Origin of the sequence: Nocardia lasii, assembly GCF_042658545.1 — a bacterium.
GTDB classification, from domain to species: Bacteria; Actinomycetota; Actinomycetes; order Mycobacteriales; family Mycobacteriaceae; genus Nocardia; species Nocardia lasii.
In genome coordinates this window covers 359864-379062 of record NZ_JBHSQN010000011.1, presented here as the reverse complement: position 1 = coordinate 379062, position 19199 = coordinate 359864, and the positions used below count along the sequence as shown (strand labels likewise).

Below are 19199 nucleotides of genomic sequence, written 5' to 3'. Positions count from 1 at the left end.
CCGGGGGTTCGACGCGCGCTGTCACCGCATGGTTATGCGCTGGTTCTTGCTGTGCGGGGTCGGTAGCGGGAGACTTGCTCGATGACCACGGTTGAGGAGTTCGATCGGCAGGCGGCGGAAATCGGGAAGAAGGCCCGCAAGCGGGTGTCGCGTTCGGAGTTGGGACAGTGGCGGGCCGAGCCGGGGCGCGAGGATCCGGTGGCGATTCTGGTGAAGCAGAATCAGTCGCGGGTGCCGAGCCTGGTGCCGATCCGGATGGCGCGAATGGCGGTGTCGCCCTTCACGTTTCTGCGGGGAGCGGCGGCGGTGATGGCGTACGACCTCGGCTGTCAGCCCGATACCGGAATCACCGTGCAGCTCTGCGGTGACGCGCACCTGGCGAATTTCGGCCTGTACGGCACCCCGGAACGCAATCTCGTCTTCGACGTCAACGACTTCGACGAGACCCTGCCGGGACCGTTCGAATGGGACGTCAAACGCCTGGTCGCCAGTGTCGCGGTGGCCGCGCTCAACAACGGCTGTTCCGAGCACGAGGCGGCCACCGCGGCCGAACGCACCGCGCGCGGCTACCGCGAGGGCATCGAGATGATGGTGCAGCAGGACAGCCTCGACATCTGGTACGACCGGGTCGACGCCGACCAGGTGCTCGCCCTGATCCCGAAGAAGAAGGGCCAGAAGAAGGCCGAGAAGACCATCGCCGCGGCCAAGAAGCGCACCAGTCTGCAGGCGTTCAACAAGCTCACCGAGCCCGACGCCGACGGCATCCCGCGGATCAAGAGCCAGCCGCCGCTGCTGGTGCCGATCTCGAGCCCGGACGAGAAGCTGGTCAAGTCCGTGCTCGCCGAGTATCGCCGCACCCTGTCCGACGAGGTCCGGGTGCTGCTGGGCCGCTACACCTTCGTCGACGCCGCGGTGAAGGTGGTCGGCGTCGGCAGTGTCGGCACCCGCTGTTTCATCGCGCTGCTGATGGACAAGGAGTCCGGCTCCCCGCTGTTCCTGCAGGTGAAGGAGGCCGACATCTCGGTGCTGGCGGCGTATCAGAAGCCGAGCAAGTACCAGCATCAGGGCCATCGCGTCGTCGCCGGTCAGCGCCTGATGCAGGCGGCCAGCGATATCTTCCTCGGTTGGGCCACCGGTCCGGCGGGCGTGAACTTCTACTGGCGCCAGTTCCGCGATATGAAGGGCTCGGCCGATATCGAGGACATGACCCACCATCAGCTCGCCAACTACGGCGGGCTGTGCGGTGCGGTGCTGGCTCGCGCGCACTGCCGTTCCGGCGATCCGATCGCCATCGAGACCTATATCGGCGGCAGCGACAAGTTCGACAAGGCCCTGCGCGATTTCGCCATGTCGTATTCGGATCAGACCATGGCCGACTACCGGTTGTTGATGGCCGCGATCGAGGACGGTCAGGTGCCGGTCGCGGACAACCCGTACTGATCGGGGGTGACCGGGGCGTGCGTGGTCGGCGCCCCGGTCGCACTCGATACACTCGTTACCGATGAGTAAGTTATTTTCCTCGGTGGACGAGGTGAGCGCCCGGCTGACGGCCGCGGGTTACCTGCCGTCGCTCGATATCGCGACCGCGGTCTTCCTCGCCGACCGCCTTGGCAAGCCCCTGCTCATCGAGGGCCCCGCCGGTGTCGGCAAGACCGAACTGGCCAAGGCCGTGGCCGCGGCGACCAGCGCCGAACTGATCCGCCTGCAGTGCTACGAGGGCGTCGACGAGGCCCGCGCGCTCTACGAGTGGAATCACGCCAAGCAGCTGCTGCGGATCACCGCCACCGCCGGCACGGACTGGGACGCCACCCGCGATCATGTCTTCACCGAGGAGTTCCTGCTGGCCCGCCCGCTGCTGGCCGCGATCCGCAATCCCGACCCCACGGTCCTGCTCATCGACGAACTCGACAAGGCCGATGTGGAACTCGAGGGCCTGCTGCTCGAGGTGCTCGGCGATTTCCAGGTGAGCATCCCCGAACTCGGCACCGTCACCGCCGTCAGGAAGCCGTTCGTGATCCTCACCTCGAACGCGCACCGCGAGCTGTCCGAGGCGTTGAAGCGCCGCTGCCTGTACCTGCACATCGACTATCCGACCGCCGCGTTGGAGAAGTCGATCGTGGCGCTGCGGGTGCCCGAACTCGATGCCGCGCTGGCCGAACCGGTGGTGGCCACGGTGAGCGCGCTGCGTCAGCTCTCGCTGCGCAAGGCCCCCTCGATCGCCGAAACCGTCGACTGGGCAAGGACTCTGGTGGCCCTGGGCACCCGGACGCTGACCGGCGGTGTGGTCCGCTCGACCCTCGGCGTCCTGCTGAAATACCAGTCCGACCATCGCGTGGCCATCGACCGACTCGGCCTCGACGAGGACTCCCCGCGATGAACCCCCCGGCGAGCGCGCGACTGGTGGATTTCGTCACCCTGTTGCGCGAGCACAACATTCACGCGGGTCCCAGCGAAACCATCGATGCCGCGTCGGCCATCGTCGCCCTCGGCACCGCCGACCCGAACATCCTGCGTTCGGGCCTGGCGGCCTGTCTGCTGCGCCGCAACGGCCAGCGCAAGGTCTTCGACCAGCTCTTCGACCTGTACTTTCTCGGTGTCGACCTGCCCGCCGCCACCCCGAGCGCCGACGCCGACACCCTGCGCGAGCGCCTGATCGCCACCCTCGTTCAGGGTGAGGACACCGCCCCCCTCGCCCGCGAGGCCCTCAACACCTTCGGCGCCTACGGCGGTGCGGGCGAGAGCGCGGGCCGGGTCACCCAGGCCTCCGGCGCGGGCTGGTCGTCCTACCTGACGATGAAATCCCTTCGCCCGGACGAGATCTCCGAACAGGTTGCCCAAACCATGGGCGGCACCGGCCAATTCGACACCGCCGTGCGCACGATCGAGGCTCGCCGCCGCGTGGACCGGTTCCGTACCGATGTGCAGACCGAGGCCCGCCTGCGCTCGGCCGAACTGCGCGGCACCGACTACATCGCCCGCCGCGGCGTCGAAACCTCTTCGGACCGAACAGATTTCCTGGGTGCCCGCGAACAGGACCTCGCCGAGATGCGCCGCCTCGTGCACCCGCTGGCGCGAAAGCTGGCCACCCGCCTGGCGGTTCGTCGCAAGAAGGCCGTCCGAGGCCAGATCGACCTGCGTCGCACCCTGCGTCGGTCGATGGCCACCGGGGGTGTTCCCGTCGATCCCGTCCTGCGCGCCCGCAAGCGCGGCCGCCCCGATCTCGTTGTGCTGGCGGATGTCTCGGGCTCGGTGAGCGGTTTCGCCGAGTTCACCCTGCAATTGGTGCAGGCGCTGCAGGACCAGTTCAGCAGGGTGCGCAGTTTCGGTTTCGTCGACACCTGCGCCGAGATCACCCACCACTTCACCCCCGGCGAACCCCCGCCGCCCGGCTTCGCGCAGAACATCGTCCGCGAGGGCGGTGTGGCCCGTTTCGGGTCGAGCAATTACGGCGAGGTCCTGCAAGGGTTCGTCGACCACTACCTCGACGCCGTGGGCCCGCGCACCTGCGTGCTGATCCTCGGCGATGCCCGCACCAACCGCACCGACCCGAATCTCGCTGCGCTGCACACCATTACCGAACGGGCCAAGGCCGTCTACTGGCTCAACCCGGAACCGTCGCGGTCCTGGTCGACCGGCGATTCGGCCGCCGAGGACTACACCGACATCGTCACCATGCACGAATGCCGCAACGTGAGTCAGCTGGCCGAGGTCATCGGCAGACTCCTGCCCGCCTGACTCAGCGGTACTTGGTACTGCCGGCCGACCCGCGCGAGTTGCTCACCAGTTTGGCGAAGCACTCGTCGGCCGGGATCGCCTGCGCGTCGCACCAGGCGTTGGCCGAGTCGGGGTCGGTGAAGGTGGCGCCGGCCAGGGTGATCCACCAGCCCTGCAGGTCGAAGGTGCTCCAGTCGTCGCTCGAGACCAGGCGCGCGCCCGGGTACTGCTGGCGCAGCCGCTGGTTCTGGGCGAGGATCTCGCTGTTGGTCCAGTTCACCATTCGCCCGTCGACATCGGCGGCGACCAGGCCGTTCTGCTTGGCCGAGAGCTGCGGCACCCACCGTTCGGCCAGGTTGGCGCTGACGTAGGGCTGGTCGGCGTCGGCTTGGCCGCGCAGCGAGTTCAGTGCCGCGACCTGCGGGTCGACCGGTGCCGCCGGGGGTGCGGTGGGCGCGGGCGGCACGTAGGCGGTGCCGGGGAGTTCGGGCCCGGTGGCGGCGATGGTCGCGGCGGTCAGCGGGGCGGCCGAGCGCGAGTTGCGCTCGTGTTGCACGATGATGATGCCGGCGGCGATGACGCCGACCACCAGGGCCGCGACGACCACGAGAATTCCGAGCACCCACGGCCACCGTGAGGGCCGTGGCGCATACGGTCCGTTCGGTGGATACCCCGGATATCCTGGATAACCCACGTTCACCTCCGCACTCGTGGCGCCGAACCGTGCTGTGCCACGCGCTCGGCCGACGTGCCTGTCGTTCAGTCTAAAACGACAGGCCAGGGCCTCGACCTTTCGTTGCCCAACCGTCACGCGCCGCGCGCGGCCAGCCGCACCACCGAGTACTCCCGCCCCGCCTTGGCCTGGTACTTGTCGTAGCGCGGCTGAGCGGCGGCGATGTGTTCCCAGGCCGCCGCCCGCGCGGCGCCGCCGAGGACCTCGGGGGTGACCGCGACCGGTTCGCTACCGGGTAGCTGAACCGTCGCCCGGTCGGGGTTGGCGAGCAGATTGCGCAACCAGTCCGGGTCGCCGTCCTTGCCGCCGGAGCCGACGAGCAGCCACGAGCCGTCCTCGCCGGGAAACCAGCTGATCGGCGTCTCGCGGGGCGTGCCCGTCACCCGCCCGACCGTGTGCAGGATCAACACGTCCATGCCCATGAAAGTGCCTTTGCCGCTGCGGATCTTGCGGTTCATCCGCGCGTTCATCGTGTGCTGCATCCACCGCGAGAAGCCGCTGTGCCGCCGGCTCGCCTGCTGATTGGTCGACATGATCGGAATTCCTTTCGGTGAGTGGAGCTCAGCCCCAGGCCCCGGCGATCTGCCGGGTGGTCGCGTTGAGCCGGTTGAACATGTTGGTCACGCCGATCATCAGCACGATCGCGGCCAGCTGCCGCTCGTCGAAGTAGCTCGCGGCGCTGTCCCAGATCTCGTCGGTGACCGCGTCGGGACGGTCGGCCAGCCGGGTCGCGGCCTCGGCCAACGCCAGTGCCGCGCGTTCCTCCTCGGAGAAGTACGGCGTCTCGCGCCAGGCCACCACGGTCGCGAGGCGTTCCTCGCTCACGCCGGCCTTGCGCGCGGTCTTGGTGCCGCCGTCCACGCAGGCGCTGCACCCGTTGATCTGGCTGACCCGCAGGTGCACCAGCTCGAGGATCTCGCTGTCCACTCCGCCGCTGTCGACGGCCTCGAGCACCTGCTGGATCGGTCCCATCGCGCCGGTGAGGACCATGGCCGGGTTCTGCATCCGAGACTGCATGTCGTTCTCCTTGTTTCGTCGCTTGCGGTGTGTTTCCATCACAGCCCGTCCGGCGGCGGATCGGAATCGCCGTGGGACACTGTGGGACAGTGGAAAACGGCCCTGACCACCGGCTCGACGGTCGGAATTCGGGTGGTCCCGGCCGGGACAACGGGAGTGGCATCGGTGGTTGTGCAACAGCGGGTGTATCCGCGCGACGAACTCGCCGCGCGGTTGCGCCTGATCCAGGAGCTGTCCGGTCGCGGCGTGCGCGCGCTGGCCCGCGACACCGGCTTGAGTTCGTCCTCGCTCTCGCGCTACCTGTCCGGTCAGACCGTGCCGCCCTGGCCCGCGGTCGTGGAACTGTGCCGCCTGGTCAAACGCGACCCGCGCCCGCTGCGCCCCCTGTGGGAGCGCGCCACCAACCCCCTGCCCGCCCCGCCGAAGACCGGCCGCCAGATCGCGCCCCCGACCCCACCGGCCGACCCGCCGCCGCGCAACGACCTGCCCCGCGACATCCCCGACTTCACCGGCCGCGCAACAGCTCTTGCGGAGGTCGTGGCCGCCGTGCGCGCCGACCGTGTGGTCGCCATCGACGGCATGGCCGGTGTCGGCAAGACCTCCCTGGCCGTGCACGCCGCGCACCGCCTCGCCACCGACTACCCCGACGCCCAGCTGTACCTGGACCTGCACGGCTTCACCGACGGCCGCCGCCCGCTCGACCCCGACGCCGCCCTGCGCGCCCTCCTGGCCGCCCTCCAGGTCCCCTCGGAGAAGGTGCCCCAGGACGGGGGAGTGGAACTGCGCGCGGCCTGTTGGCGCTCGGAGCTGGCCCGATTGCGCGCGGTCGTCGTGCTCGACAATGTCGCCGACGCCGCGCAGGTCGCCCACCTGCTGCCGGGCGCGGGCGAGTCGGTCGCCATCATCACCAGCCGCAACCGCCTGCTCGAACTCGACGAGGTCGGCCCGGTCACCCTCGACGTCCTCACCCCGCAGGAGAGCGCCGAACTGCTGGTGCGCGCCAGCGGCGACGCGCGAACCGGTCGCCTCGCCAAGGAGCCCGAGCAGACCGCCGAGGTGCTGCGCCTGTGCGGCAACCTGCCCCTGGCACTGCGCCTGGCCGCGGCCCGCCTGCGGCACCGGCCGGGCTGGTCGGTCGGCATCCTCGTGGAGCGCATGGCCGAGGGCGCCACGGAATTCGACACCGCCTTCGGCATGTCGGTGCGCCAACTCCACCGCGACCAACGCCGCCTGTTCCGTCTGCTCGGCCTGATCCCCGGCTCCACCTTCACCGACTACGTCGCCGCCGCCGTCGCCGATGTCCCGCTGCGCGGCGCGCGCACCATGCTCGAGGATCTCCTCGACGCGCACCTGGTCGACCAGCCCGCCCCCGGTCGCTACCGCCTGCACGACCTGGTCCGCCGCCACGCCCGCCAGGAAACCTTCGCCCACGACACCCCCGCCGACCGCGACCGCGCCCTGCGCCGCGTCCTGGACTACTACGTCCACACCGCGGCCGCCGCCGACGCCGCCATGCCGTTCCTGACCCCCACCCGCCCCGTCTCGGCCGGTACCCCACCCGTCGACCTGCCGCGTTTCCCCGATCGCGACGCCGCGTTCTTCTGGTTCGTCGCCGAGTACACCAACCTGATGGCCGTGTTCTACGCCGCGGTCGAGCTCGGCGCCGACACCCACGTCTGCGAACTACCGCGCTTCCTGCGCACCTTCTTCGCCCGCCGCTGCGGCACCACCCACCTCAACGCCCTGTTCGAGCAATCTCTCACCGCCGCACAGCATCTCGGCGACCCCCGCCAACTCGCCGAAGCCCACAGCGACCTCGGTTTCGCCCGCTACAACGCGGGCCGCATGGCCGAAGCCGCCGCCGCCTACGCCGCCGCCGCACCGCTCGTCGCCGAGGCGGGCGACCCGCTACCCCGCGCCGAACTGACCATGCGCTGCGCCCAATTACGCTGGGACGAAGGCGATATCGCCGAACCTCTCGAACTGTTCCGCCAGGCCCGCGACCTCTACACGGCCAGCGGTTGCCCGACCAGCGCCGCCGACGCCATCGCCGGGGAAGCCTGGGCCGTACTCCAACTCGGCGACCGCGCCGAGGCCGCCCGCCTCGCCCGCGAAGCCCTCGACACGCACCCGTCCCTGCAAGCCCGGATCACCCTGGGTGTCGCGATCGCCGCCGACGACCCCGACCACGCCCTCACCCACCTCGACACCGCGCTGGCCACGGCCCGCGCCGACGGCCACCACCACAACGAAGCCTGGTGCCTGAACTGCCGCGGCGTGGCCCTGCGCGAGATGGGCCGCTACGACGCGGCCCTGACCAGCCACCGCGAAGCCTTCGCCCTGCTCGACGCCCTGTTCGAGGACCACTGGAAGATCCACTTCCTCAACAGCTACGCCGAGACCTGCCGCCTGGCCGGGCTGCCCGAGGAGGCCATGCGCCTCTACCGCGAAACCCTCACTCTCGCACCGCGACTCGGTCGCCGATTCGAGGAGGCGACAGCCCACCACGGCATCGCCGCCCTGCTCGACGCCACCGATCCCTCGGCCGCCGCCCACCATCGCGCGGCGGCCGAGACCACCGACCTCAACCCATCGACTTCGCCCCATCCAGGGATTCCCGGATGATGTCGGCGTGGCCGGAGTGCTGCGCGGTCTCGGTCATGATGTGCATGAGGGTGCGGCGGGCGGTCCAGCGCACGCCCGGCTCGAACCACGGGGCCTCGGGCAGCGGCTGACTCGCGTTCAGGTCCGGCAGGGTGCGCACGAGCTCATCGGTGCGGGCCGCCACCTGGTCGTATTCGGCCAGTAGCCCGGCGAGGGTCTCGCCGGGCAGCATGCGAAACGCGTCGCGCCACTCGGCCAGCTGCTCCTCGGTCATCGACTCGTAGTCGGGGGCCTGCGCGGGCCCGTCGACGATGAAACCGGCCCAGTTCGCCTCCACTGCGGCGACATGCTTGATCAGCCCGCCCAGGCACAGTTCGCTGGCGGTGGTGCGCAGCCCGGCCTGCTCGTCGGTGAGCCCTCGGACGGTGAAGCGCAGGAAATGGCGGTGCTTGGCCAGCATCTCGAGGATATCGGCGCGCTCGGTGTCGATCGAGGTGATGGTGCTCATGGGGTGGTCCCTTCGCTTGTCGGTGTGTATAACCCAAGGTAGAACCCATTGCGGTCAGTTTCTGTCCGCAATCGCGAGATACTGGGAATATGGCCGACACGAGCGCGCGCACCCTGCGACTGCTGTCCCTGCTACAGACCCACCGGTCCTGGTCAGGGACGGAACTCGCCGCGCGCCTGCGGGTTTCGGCCCGCACTCTGCGTCGCGACATCGACCGCCTTCGCGAGTTGGGCTACCCGGTCGACGCGCGCCCCGGTGTCGACGGCGGCTACCAACTCGCGGCCGGTGCCGCCCTGCCGCCGCTGGTCCTCGACGACGACGAGGCGGTGGCCATCACCGTGTGCCTGCAGGCGGGCTCCCAGGGGGCGGGCGACGGCCTCGCCGAACCCTCCGTGCGCGCCCTCGGCAAGCTGGTCACCGTCCTGCCCACCCGCCTGCGCCGCCGCGTCGACGCCCTACGCGCCATGACCGAATCCGCCGCCTGGACCGACGTCCCGGTCTCCGACCTCGACCCCGCCGTGCTCACCGACCTGGCGCTGACCTGCCGTCGCGAGGAACGCCTCACCTTCACCTACACCGCCGCCGACGCCGCCACCAGCACCCGCGAGGTGGAACCGCACCGCCTGGTCTCGGTGGGCCGCCGCTGGTACCTGGTCGCCTACGACCTCACCCGCCACGACTGGCGCACCTTCCGGGTGGACCGCCTCACCGAATCGGCCACCACCGGCATCCGTTTCCGTCCGCGCGCCCTGCCCGCCGCCGACGCCGCCACCTTCGTCCGCACCGCCATCGGCGGCTACCGCACCGGCTACGCCGTCACCGCCGAGATCGTCGCCTCCGCCGAGCACGTCCGGTCCAGGGTGGGCCGTTGGTGCGCCATCACCGCGCTGTCGCCCGACCGCACCCACATCGAGTTGTCGGTCGACAACCTCGACTGGCCGGTGCTGCTGCTGGGCAAAGCCGAGGCCGAGTTCCGCGTCCTCGGCCCGCCGGAACTGGTCGAGCGACTCCAGGAGTGGGGGACCAGGTTCCTCGACTCGACCGCCGTACCGGGGTAACCGGTACGCTTTCGACGTGCTGTTCCTGCGCGCACTGGGCTCGATCACGGTCGAGGTGGACGGCGATCTCGTCGACCTCGGCGGCCCCGTCCCGCGCCGGTTCCTCGCGGCCCTGTCCATGGCGGGCGCCACCGTGCTGTCCGACGACGCCCTCGCCGAGCGGGTGTGGGGCGAGCGGCAACCGCGCGGCGCGCGCGCGACCCTGCGCGTGCTGGCCTCGCGACTGCGCACCGCCCTCGGCCCCGACGGTCGAGAACTGTTGCAGCGCAGGGATTCCGGTTTCGTGCTCGCGGTGGCTCCCGAGCAGACCGACTACGGCCGGTTCAAGGCTCTCGTCGCGGAGGGGGTCGATCCCGCGAGCGGTCCCGCCGAATCATTGCGATCGCTGAACGCCGCGCTGGCCCTGTGGCGCGGCGAGCCGTGGCCGGAACTGGACAGCGAAGCCGCTCCCGAGCGCACCGGGCTCACCGAGTTGCGCGAGGTCGCGGTCGAGGAACTCGCCGCCGCCCGCCTGGCCACCGGCGACCCCACCACCGCCGTGGCCGAACTGAGCGAGGCCGTCACCGCCGCGCCCTTCCGCGAGCGACGCTGGGAACTGCTGGCACTTGGCCTGTACCGCACCGGCCGCCAGGTCCAGGCACTGGCCGAACTGCGTCGCGTGCGCGAGCTGCTGGTCGAGGAACTGGGCGTGGACCCCGGCCCCGGCCTGCGCGCCCTCGAACGCCGCATGCTCGACCACGACCCCGATCTGCTCCTGGAAACCCCCGGCGCCCAACAGGTTTCGAGCCGACCACCCCCGAGACCGCTGTCGACCTTCCTCGGCCGCGAGCACGACTCGGCCCTGCTGAGCGACCTACTCACCACCGATCGCCTGGTCACCGTCGTCGGACCCGCCGGCGTCGGCAAGACCAGACTCGTGATCGAACACCCCGCCGCCGAGCGCTGGTTCGTCCGCCTCGGCGATGTCGCCGACGGCGACACGGCCACGACCGCCATCGCCAACGCCCTCGGCCTGGTCCAGTACTCCGGCGACCCGCTACCCCTGATCTGCCGGGCCCTGTCCACCCGGCCGGGCCTGCTCATCCTCGACAATTGCGAACACCTCATCGACCCCGTCGCCCACCTCGCGGTGACCCTGCTCGCCGCCTGCCCCGACCTGCGCATCCTGGCCACCAGCCGACAACCCCTGCGCGTCGACGGCGAACAGGTCTTCACCCTCGACCCCCTCCCCGTCGACCCGGACGGCCCCGCGGTGCGCCTGCTGTTCGACCGAGTCCGCGCGACCAACCCCCGCTGGCAGCCGACCCCCGCCGATCATGGTGCCGCACAAGAACTCTGCGTCCTCCTCGACGGCCTCCCGCTGGCCATCGAACTCGCCGCCGCCCGCGAACGCGCCTTCGGCCTGGCCGGCATCACCGCCCACCTGCGCGACCGCCGCGACGTCCTCGGCACCACCCCGCGCGGCTCCCTGTCGCGCCACGCCGACCTGCACGCCGCCCTCGGTTGGAGCATCGACACCCTCGCCGCCCCCGACCGCGCCCTGCTGCTGCGCCTGTGGCCGTTCGAGGGCGGCTTCACCTGGCAGGCCGCCGCGGCCGTGCAGCACCGGGACGCGGGCGTGCTCGCGAGCCTCGCCGCCCTGGTCGACCGGTCCGTGCTCACCCTCGACCGCACCTCGGGCACCCGCTACCGCCTGCTGGAAACCGTCCGCGCCTACTGCCGTGCCGCCGACCCCGACCCCGACGCGACCCTGGCCGCCCACGCCCACTGGGTGCGCGCCTTCGCCGCCGAGCAGGCCGCGCTGCTCACCGGCCACCACGCGGGCCGGGCCTACCGCGTACTGGCCGCCGACCTACCGAACCTGCGCGCGGGCATCGCCCACGACCTCGAACACCACCCCGTCGAGGCGCTGCGCACCGTCGCCGCGCTCCAATTCGCCTGGGGCGTACTCGGACTCGTCGCCTTCGGCCGCACCCTCACCCGCACGGCCCTGGCCGCCGCGACCGAGGCCACCCCCGCCGAACGCGCGCACGGCCTGCTCGGCCTGTCGATCGTCTCGTTCCACGCCGGCGACGCCACCGAGGCCATGACCTGCGCCGAGTCGGCCATGACCCTGCTCGGCGGCCCCGAGACCGAGCGCGAACTGTGGCTGCACGCCCTGATGTATCGCGGCCTGGCCCTCACCGCCCTCGGCGACCCCGCCACCGCGCGCACCGCCGTCGACGAACTCCTCGCCGAGGTCGACCGGCTCCCCACCCCCGACTGGATCCGCGGCTGCGCCCAGTTCGGTCAGGGCACGGTCCTGCTCCTGGAAGGCCACCGCCGCGACGCGCAGGACTGGTTGCGCGCCGCCCGCCGACTCAGCGCCGACTGCGGTCACCTGTGGTGCGAGGGCATGGCCGAGGTGGCACTGGCCTGGGCGATCCTGGCCGACCCGCACGACACCGACGGCGCCACCGAAGCCCTCACCGCCCTCGACCGCGCCCTGGCCGTCTTCGCCCGCCAGTCCAATATCGCCGACGCCCTCGGCGCCGTCTACGCCGCCACCTACGCCCTGGTCGTGCGCGGCGCGCCCGAGCAGGCCCTGCGCCTGCGCGCCGCCGCCCTGCACCATTCCGCCCGGATCGGCGCCGACCCCCGCCGCTACACCCAGTTCGCCCACCCCGCCGTCCGCGCGCGCGTGGACCACCTGCCCGCCCCGTCCGAACCGCCGACCGAGATGAGCTGGCCCGCGGTGGTCGAACTGGTCGCGACGGTCGCCGGTCGACGCGAGCTCGAGGCGTTGTAGCAGGACTGAAACACCCCCGCGCGACCCTTCACCTCGAAGTTTCCCGATGCCGAGGTGAGGACCCACCGTGACCGTCTATCCGCTGTTCGCCGAGATCATCATCGACCACCCCGCCCCGCGGGTGTGGGCGGTCCTGGCCGACTACGCCAACGACCCGCGCTGGCGCACCGGCGTGGTGTCGATGACCGTCGACCCGCCCGGCCCGGTCACCCCCGGCGCCCACACCGCCGAGGAACTCCGCTTCGCGGGCAGCACCTGGCACAACCTCGGCGAGGTCGACGCTGTCACCCCCGGCGCCCAGTTCACCTGGCATACCACCGAGGGCGCCGACGCCGCGGGCGCCCGCACGGTGACCCCGCGATCGCCGCTGAGCTGCCTGGTCCGACTCGACCTGTCGGTCACCCCGCACGGCGTCCAACGGCCCTTCGGCCGGTTACTGGCGCGGATGCTGCAACGCAACCTCGACCGTGACGTGCTCGCCTTACGCGACCTGATCGAGAACCTCACCCGTTCCGATAGCGTCCCTGCTGACGTCGCTGAAAGAACAGCAGATCGACCTCGACCGGCGCGACCACGGCCGTGATCTCGGCCAGCTCGAGGTCGTAGCCCAATTCGGTGATGCTGCGATGCAGATACGCTCGCCGCTCCGGCGCCAACTCGGCCCACACCACCCCGAATCGCGCCTGCCCGCGCTCCCCGGACACCGCCACCAGATCCAACAGCGTTGTCCAACCACCGGTTTCGGTGGCGCGGGCGGGCAGCGCGGCAACCGTCGGGTCCGAGGTCAGCGCCAGCGCGTAGCCGACCGCGCGCCGCACCTCCTCGGGCACCCGCGACATCACCGCGAACAATCCGCGCCAACTGCCCGCGTCCGCGCGCCCGTCCATCGGTGCCACCAGATCGACCGCGACATCGGGATCGGCGAACACCGGATTGTCCACCAGCCCCGCCAACCCCACCGGCGTGAGATTGCCTGCCATGGTGAGGAATTCGGGCACCGCGCCCAGCTCGATCGCGTGGTGCACCAGCCGCGCGACCGCCGCGGGCTCGGCCTCGCCGAACAGGTACTCACCCACCCGCCCGATCACATCCGGCGCGCACCGCGAGAACACCGACAGCGCCGCGTGCTGCAACTCGGCCGGACCCGACAGGACTGTCCGGGTGATGCCCGGAATCCGGCGATAGGGCCCGTCGAGCAACTGCCGGATCACCGCGCTGAGCGCCTCGCTGTCGTAGGAGTAGGCGCCGGAGAAGATCAACCCTGTGTCGTCGCGCACCTGCCCTTCGATGGCCGCGATCAATTCCGGTGTCGTACAGGACAGAAACGGCCCCGCCGTCACGTAATCGCACCGGCGCAGCAACTCGTTCACGATCGCGATGATCGGTCCCGGCGCCATCTTCCCGGCCAGTTCCACCACTGCCCGCGGGTCCAGATACGGCGCGCAATCGGCCGCGTAGGCCGCGTCGAGCATCGCCACCGTCTGCGCCGCCTTGCCCGGATGCTCGAGCCCCAGCGACCCCGCCGCCCGACCCGCCATCATCGGCGGAACCAGCTTCTGTAGCAACGGAATCGCGATCGAGGACGGCACGAACGGCACCACCGCGTTGATCCGTCGAAACGTGTCCGCGTGCTGGTCGAACAGCACCCGCGAGATCTGTTCGTGCAGTGCGTGCAACCGCTCGGCGCCGAGGTAGTGCAGGTGTTCGAGCCGCTGCGGATGCACGTGCAGGGTGCGGGCCAGCAGGATCGCCTGGGCCCGGGTGATCAGGTCGGTCATCTGCCGCCGAACATGATCGTCTTCGTCATCCGACGCAGCGGCCGCGGCAGCGCGGAGACCATCGAGTCGATCGACCTGTCCAGCGTGGCGGCCTCGAAGGTCGCCGCCGCGCGCATCAGCTCGAACAGATCCCGCGCCTGATCCGCGGGCAGGTGTTCCAGCGCGGGCAGGGTCACCGGAAACCCGCGGTCCTGGTCTCCTCGGTCGGTCATCTGGCTCCTGAAAATCGCGCGATCCTGACCTCGAGCATCCTCCCTTTCCGCCCACCGGCGCCAGAACTTCGACGAATCACTGTGTCGAGCAACGAAAACCACCGAACAATTACATGTGAATCGAAGTACCACTTTCCAGCAAACGTTTCCGAATGACATCGTCCTCGCGTAAATTTCATCCCGATTCCTGTGCGAGAGATCTTTCGACGACCGATGGCGGGCCCGGGTGGACATGACGGCAGAGTGGCAGTTCGACGTTCCGACCAGCGGTAGCAAATACCTACCGCCGGACGCCCGCTACATGGAGGCCCTCACCAGTCAGGGCTACGGGTTCGAAGCCGCCGTCGCCGACCTGGTCGACAATTCCCTCGACGCCGGCGCCAAGGACGTGGTCGTGCATTTCCTGCGCGACGGCGACGACCTGGTGAGCCTGCTGATCATCGACGACGGTCGCGGCATGGCCGAGGACGAACTCGACGTCGCCATGACCGTGGGTGGTCGCCGCGACTACGCCCCCGACTCGCTCGGCATGTTCGGCACCGGCCTGAAATCGGCGTCGCTGAGCCAGGCGTCGTCGGTGACGGTGGTGAGCCGCACCCGCAAGAGCCGCCCGTCGGGTCGCCGATGGGCAATGGAGAAGGCGCGCACCGGTTTTCAGTGCGACATCGTCGAACCCCGCTACGCGCAGTCGCTCATCGACCGCTACCAGGACTGCCCGATCACCTGGCAGGGCACCGTGATCCGCTGGGACGGGGTCAAGGACTTCCCGCAGAACGTCGGCGTCGGCCAGACCGGCCGCTACCTCGACCGCACCATCGCCCGTCTCGGCCTGCACCTCGGTCTGCAGCTGCACCGCTTCCTCGAGCGCCCCGATTTCAACATCACCATCGCCGTCGAGGACATCCGCACCGGCGATGTCTTCGCCAATTTCGGTGTGGTGGCGCTGAATCCGTTCGGTTACCCCGTCTCGGGCCACCGCGACTACCCGCGCACCTTCACCGCCGACCTCGCCGGGTTCGGCCGCATGGACCTCACCGCGCACCTGTGGCCGCCGAAGTCCTCGCTCAGCGAGTACAAGGCCGTCGGCAGCGTGCTCGAACGGCAGGGTTTCTACTTCTACCGCCACGGCCGGATCGTGCAGGCGGGCGGCTGGAACAACCTGCGCCAGCCCGAACAGCACCTGTCGCTGGCCCGCGTCGATGTCGACCTGCCCGCCGATTTCGGCGACACCTTCCGGCTCACGGTGAAGAAGGAGGGCGTGCAGGTGTCCCCGGACTTCCTCGACGCCGTGGAGAAGGCGGTCGACGACCAGGGCCGCACCTTCGCCGACTACCTCGCCGACGCCCAGCGGATCTACCGTGAGGCCCGTCAGCGCGCGGGCGCGGTCCGCAAACCGGTGATCCCGCCCGGTCGCGGTTTCGCGGCGACCGTGCGCGAGACCGTCGACGAGGAGCTCCCGTCGGTGCCGGGGGAGGAGCCGATCAATATCGAATGGCGCAAGCTCTCCGACGAGGTCTTCTTCGACATCGACCGCGACACCCGCACCATCGCGCTCAACCGCCGCTACCGCTCGGCGATCCTGGGCGGTCGGCGCGGCAGTCTCGACGACGCCCCGATGATGAAGGCGCTGATGTATTTCCTGCTGCACGAGGTGTTCGGCAAGGAGTACAGCGGCCCGCGCACCAAGGACAACCTGGTGCTGTGGCAGTCGGTGCTCTCGGCCGCGGCCCGCGCCGAATTCGACCAGGTGGACGCGTGATTCAGGCACCGGGCAGGCTCGCACTGCATCGCGCGGTGCTCGGCGAGATGTCGGGCACCGCGCCCACCGGGTTGCTGCGGTCGATGCGATATCAGGCCGAGGTGATTCCCGGTGCGAACGAGTACGCGAACGAGGAGGACTTCCGCGAGGCCCTGCTCATGGCGGGCCGGGCTGATCCGCTGGTCGCGATGTGGCGGGCCCAGTTCTACCAGTGGGATTTCGCCGTCGACCCGCCGTGGTCGGATGCCCGGCCGCGCACCGAGCAGCGCCGCGCCCACCTGTACGCGCGGCTGGCATTGGACCCCGCGACGGCGAAACTGCTGGAAGCAGGCGCCCCGGTGTCCACCCTGCCCGAGCCGGTCGTGATCGGCACCAAGTTCGAGCCCTGGTATCACCTGCGTGAGCGCCGACCGTCCCGGCACAGTCGCGAAGGCTATTGGAACAACTACCGTTTGGCCCTGCCCGCCCGGCACTGGTCGCCCGAGGCCATCGCCGATCTCGACATCGCCACCGATCACGTCGTGGAGCGTCTGGCCGACCCCACCAGCGAGATCGCCTACCAGGCAAAGGGTTTGGTGGTCGGCTACGTCCAGTCCGGCAAGACCGCCAACTTCGCCGGCGTGATCGCCAAGTCGATCGACGCGGGCTACCGCCTGGTGATCGTGCTCAGCGGCACCCTGAACCTGCTGCGCGCCCAGACCCAGCGCCGCCTCGACATGGAACTGGTGGGCCGCGAGAACATCCTGCGCGGCGCCGCCGACCACGAATCCGACTACAGCGACGACCCCGCCTGGATCCAGCGCCGCTTCCTCGAATTCGGCGAACTGCCCTCCCTCCTGGAGGGTATCGACATTCACCGAATGACCACCCGCGACAACGACTATCGCAGTTTGCAGCAGGGCATCTACGCGCTCGAGTTCGAGAAGCGCGAACCCTCCCTGCCGCTCTACGACCCGGCGAACCTGCACCGCGCCGCCGCCCGGCTGATGGTGGTGAAGAAGAACAAGTCGGTGCTGACCAAGCTGGTCAAGGACCTGCGCAAGATCAAGACCCCGCTGGCCGAGATCCCCGTGCTGATCATCGACGACGAGTCCGACGAGGCCTCGATCAACACCACCCGCCCCAAGGCCGACGCCGAACGCACCGCCATCAACCAGTGCCTGTCCGACCTGCTGACGATGCTCCCGCGCGCCCAGTACGTCGGCTACACCGCCACCCCCTACGCCAATGTCTTCATCGACCCCAGCGACGCCGCCGACATCTTCCCCCGGGATTTCCTGCTGTCGCTGGCCCGCCCCACCGGCTACATGGGCGCCGCCGACTTCCACGACATCGACTCCGACATCCCCGAAGCTGAACGCACCTACCGCAATTCCAACGAGAAGGCGCACGTGCGCGACGTGGTGGTCGCCGACGAGGACGACACCGAACCGCTGCGCAAGGCCGTCGACATGTTCGTCCTCGCCGCCGCCATGAAGGTCTACCGCGAGGCGAACGGCTTGGGCGACGGCTACTTTCAGCACCACACCATGCTCATTCACGAGTCCGGCTGGGTCGACGACCACCGCCACCTGCTGGCCCGGGTCACCCAGGTCTGGTGGGACGCCGACTATTCCGGCCCCACCGGCCACGCCCGTCTGCGCGACTTGTTCGACACCGATGTCGCGCTGGTCTCGGCCGAGCGCGCCGAAGGTTACCCCGTACCAGCCACTTTCGATGACCTGCGACCTCACATCAGCCCCGCCGTCATCCGCATCGGCGGCGACCAGAAACCGATCATCGTCGTCAACGGCGACACCGCCGTGGAAACCGGCGAGGCCGACTTCGACAAGCGCGCGATCTGGAAGATCCTGATCGGCGGCCAGAAACTGTCGCGCGGTTTCACCGTCGAGGGCCTCACCGTCTCCTACTTCCGCCGCCGCGCCACCAACATGTCCGCGCTGATGCAGATGGGCCGCTGGTTCGGCTTCCGCCGCGGCTACCGCGACCTGGTCCGCCTCTACATCGGCCGCGAGGAGACCGGCCCACGCAACCGCGACATCGACCTCTACCACGCCTTCGAGGCCACCTGCCAGGACGAGGACGCCTTCCGCGAGGAGCTCGAGCAGTACGCCGAAACCATCGACGGCGAACCCCAGGTGACTCCCGCCCAGGTCCCACCCCTGGTCTCCCAACACCTGCCCCTGCTCCCGCCGACCAGCAAGAACAAGATGTACAACGCGCGCCTGGTGGAACTGCGCTCGCCCGGCCGCTGGCGCGAACCCACCGCCTACCCCACCGCGGCCGCCGACCTGCGCCACAACGTCGCCACCTGGCAACCCGTCTTCGACCAACTCTCCACCACCACAACAGAATTCGCCTACCACTTCCCCGACGGCCAGCAGAGCCACCTGCTGCGCGCCCACCACACCACCCTGTCCGCCCCCACCTTCCTCGCCCTCCTGGAGAACCTCCGCTGGCGCGCCCCCCGCCAATTCGCCCCCGACCTCGAATACCTACGCTCCATCACCGCCGACCGCACCGTCACCGACTGGACCATCCTCGCCCCCGCCCGCACCACCAACGACGACCGAATCCGCCTGGGCGCCCACACCTTCCCCCGCTGGCACCGAGCCCGCCGCCGCGACCCCCTCTTCGGCGCCATCGCCTACAACTGGCACCGCACCATCGCCCTACGCATGGCCGGCGCCCTCCCCACCTCCGCCGACCCCCACACCGAATCCCACACCACCCCCCACCGCGGAGCCGTCCTCCTCCACCCCGTCATAGAACCCCACAACCTGTCCGACCTACGCCCCGACAACACCATCGACCCAGCAAAACTGGTCATCACCTTCGGCTTCGTCGCCCCATCAACCGCCATCGGCCGAGACTCCCGCACGGTACGGTTCACCACCGTCGACGCTGGTAGCGAGAACGTGGTCGTCGACTCGGAGGAGTAATCGGCGCTTCTTTATCAGGACATGTGACTGAGCGTCAAACAAGCGAAATCGAAAGATAGCGAACTCGGTTGTTTGACTCTTCACCG

At 69.9% G+C, this 19199-nt stretch carries 15 protein-coding genes; 9 read left to right on the top strand and 6 right to left on the bottom strand.

The genetic code is table 11. From position 1 onward, the window contains the following. Positions 1 to 81: 81 nt before the first annotated feature. The 3 genes from ACFP3H_RS17805 (at position 82) to ACFP3H_RS17795 (ending at position 3735) form a co-directional block, all read left to right on the top strand. Positions 82 to 1440: a DUF2252 domain-containing protein gene (locus ACFP3H_RS17805; protein ID WP_378607311.1), complete on the top strand. Its 1359-nt coding sequence runs from the start codon at positions 82 to 84 to the stop codon at positions 1438 to 1440. Between the two features lie 61 nt (positions 1441 to 1501). Then, positions 1502 to 2377: an AAA family ATPase gene (locus ACFP3H_RS17800; protein ID WP_378607309.1), complete on the top strand. Its 876-nt coding sequence runs from the start codon at positions 1502 to 1504 to the stop codon at positions 2375 to 2377. Then, a complete protein-coding gene (locus tag ACFP3H_RS17795; protein ID WP_378607306.1) occupies positions 2374 to 3735 on the top strand; it encodes a vWA domain-containing protein in 1362 nt (453 codons plus the stop codon). The genes ACFP3H_RS17800 and ACFP3H_RS17795 overlap by 4 nt, the downstream gene beginning before the upstream one ends. A gap of 1 nt (position 3736) precedes the next feature. Here the strand turns inward: ACFP3H_RS17795 and ACFP3H_RS17790 are convergent, their stop codons facing one another. The 3 genes from ACFP3H_RS17790 to ACFP3H_RS17780 all read right to left on the bottom strand — a co-directional run bounded on the left by ACFP3H_RS17790 (position 3737) and on the right by ACFP3H_RS17780 (position 5464). After that, a complete protein-coding gene (locus ACFP3H_RS17790; protein WP_378607303.1) occupies positions 3737 to 4336 on the bottom strand; it encodes a hypothetical protein in 600 nt (199 codons plus the stop codon). A 185-nt stretch (positions 4337 to 4521) separates the two neighbouring features. Then, positions 4522 to 4980, bottom strand: coding sequence for a nitroreductase family deazaflavin-dependent oxidoreductase (locus tag ACFP3H_RS17785; RefSeq protein ID WP_378607300.1), 459 nt, complete (start codon positions 4978 to 4980; stop codon positions 4522 to 4524). Positions 4981 to 5008: 28 nt separating this feature from the next. Continuing rightward, complete coding sequence (locus ACFP3H_RS17780; protein ID WP_378607297.1) at positions 5009 to 5464, bottom strand: carboxymuconolactone decarboxylase family protein; 456 nt, start codon at positions 5462 to 5464, stop codon at positions 5009 to 5011. 165 nt (positions 5465 to 5629) lie between these two features. On the opposite strand from ACFP3H_RS17780, the gene ACFP3H_RS17775 reads away from it, so the two are divergent. Beyond that, positions 5630 to 8089 (top strand): tetratricopeptide repeat protein, encoded by a 2460-nt coding sequence (locus ACFP3H_RS17775; RefSeq protein ID WP_378607294.1) that lies wholly within the window; start codon positions 5630 to 5632, stop codon positions 8087 to 8089. Here the strand turns inward: ACFP3H_RS17775 and ACFP3H_RS17770 are convergent. Next, positions 8049 to 8576 carry a DinB family protein gene (locus tag ACFP3H_RS17770; RefSeq protein ID WP_378607291.1) on the bottom strand — a complete coding sequence of 176 codons (528 nt, stop codon included), beginning with the start codon at positions 8574 to 8576 and terminating at the stop codon, positions 8049 to 8051. The genes ACFP3H_RS17775 and ACFP3H_RS17770 overlap by 41 nt on opposite strands. 89 nt (positions 8577 to 8665) lie before the next feature. Here ACFP3H_RS17770 and ACFP3H_RS17765 point away from each other — a divergent pair, with 89 nt between their 5' ends. The 3 genes from ACFP3H_RS17765 (at position 8666) to ACFP3H_RS17755 (ending at position 13005) form a co-directional block, all read left to right on the top strand. After that, positions 8666 to 9634: a helix-turn-helix transcriptional regulator gene (locus ACFP3H_RS17765; protein ID WP_378607288.1), complete on the top strand. Its 969-nt coding sequence runs from the start codon at positions 8666 to 8668 to the stop codon at positions 9632 to 9634. Positions 9635 to 9650: 16 nt separating this feature from the next. After that, positions 9651 to 12422, top strand: coding sequence for an AfsR/SARP family transcriptional regulator (locus ACFP3H_RS17760; RefSeq protein ID WP_378607285.1), 2772 nt, complete (start codon positions 9651 to 9653; stop codon positions 12420 to 12422). A gap of 67 nt (positions 12423 to 12489) precedes the next feature. Continuing rightward, the gene (locus ACFP3H_RS17755; RefSeq protein ID WP_378607282.1) at positions 12490 to 13005 is read left to right on the top strand and encodes an SRPBCC family protein; all 516 of its coding nucleotides are present in this window, start codon (positions 12490 to 12492) and stop codon (positions 13003 to 13005) included. Here ACFP3H_RS17755 and ACFP3H_RS17750 read toward each other — a convergent pair. Then, the gene (locus ACFP3H_RS17750; protein ID WP_378607279.1) at positions 12926 to 14200 is read right to left on the bottom strand and encodes a hypothetical protein; all 1275 of its coding nucleotides are present in this window, start codon (positions 14198 to 14200) and stop codon (positions 12926 to 12928) included. The genes ACFP3H_RS17755 and ACFP3H_RS17750 overlap by 80 nt on opposite strands. Next, the gene (locus ACFP3H_RS17745) at positions 14197 to 14412 is read right to left on the bottom strand and encodes a hypothetical protein (RefSeq protein ID WP_378607276.1); all 216 of its coding nucleotides are present in this window, start codon (positions 14410 to 14412) and stop codon (positions 14197 to 14199) included. The genes ACFP3H_RS17750 and ACFP3H_RS17745 overlap by 4 nt, the downstream gene beginning before the upstream one ends. A gap of 232 nt (positions 14413 to 14644) precedes the next feature. Between ACFP3H_RS17745 and ACFP3H_RS17740 the strand changes: the two genes are divergently transcribed. Together ACFP3H_RS17740 and ACFP3H_RS17735 are read left to right on the top strand one after the other, a co-directional pair. After that, positions 14645 to 16171 carry an ATP-binding protein gene (locus ACFP3H_RS17740; RefSeq protein ID WP_378607273.1) on the top strand — a complete coding sequence of 509 codons (1527 nt, stop codon included), beginning with the start codon at positions 14645 to 14647 and terminating at the stop codon, positions 16169 to 16171. Next, entirely contained in the window at positions 16168 to 19113 is a 2946-nt protein-coding gene (locus ACFP3H_RS17735; RefSeq protein ID WP_378607270.1) for a Z1 domain-containing protein, read from the top strand. The genes ACFP3H_RS17740 and ACFP3H_RS17735 overlap by 4 nt, the downstream gene beginning before the upstream one ends. The last annotated feature ends 86 nt before the right edge of the window (positions 19114 to 19199 follow it).

Coding starts and splice junctions, on each gene's coding strand:
- ACFP3H_RS17805 (WP_378607311.1), top strand. CDS start 82: ATGACCACGGTTGAGGAGTTCGATCGGCAGGCGGCGGAAATCGGGAAG.
- ACFP3H_RS17800 (WP_378607309.1), top strand. CDS start 1,502: ATGAGTAAGTTATTTTCCTCGGTGGACGAGGTGAGCGCCCGGCTGACG.
- ACFP3H_RS17795 (WP_378607306.1), top strand. CDS start 2,374: ATGAACCCCCCGGCGAGCGCGCGACTGGTGGATTTCGTCACCCTGTTG.
- ACFP3H_RS17785 (WP_378607300.1), bottom strand. CDS start 4,980: ATGTCGACCAATCAGCAGGCGAGCCGGCGGCACAGCGGCTTCTCGCGG.
- ACFP3H_RS17780 (WP_378607297.1), bottom strand. CDS start 5,464: ATGCAGTCTCGGATGCAGAACCCGGCCATGGTCCTCACCGGCGCGATG.
- ACFP3H_RS17770 (WP_378607291.1), bottom strand. CDS start 8,576: ATGAGCACCATCACCTCGATCGACACCGAGCGCGCCGATATCCTCGAG.
- ACFP3H_RS17765 (WP_378607288.1), top strand. CDS start 8,666: ATGGCCGACACGAGCGCGCGCACCCTGCGACTGCTGTCCCTGCTACAG.
- ACFP3H_RS17750 (WP_378607279.1), bottom strand. CDS start 14,200: ATGACCGACCTGATCACCCGGGCCCAGGCGATCCTGCTGGCCCGCACC.
- ACFP3H_RS17745 (WP_378607276.1), bottom strand. CDS start 14,412: ATGACCGACCGAGGAGACCAGGACCGCGGGTTTCCGGTGACCCTGCCC.
- ACFP3H_RS17740 (WP_378607273.1), top strand. CDS start 14,645: ATGACGGCAGAGTGGCAGTTCGACGTTCCGACCAGCGGTAGCAAATAC.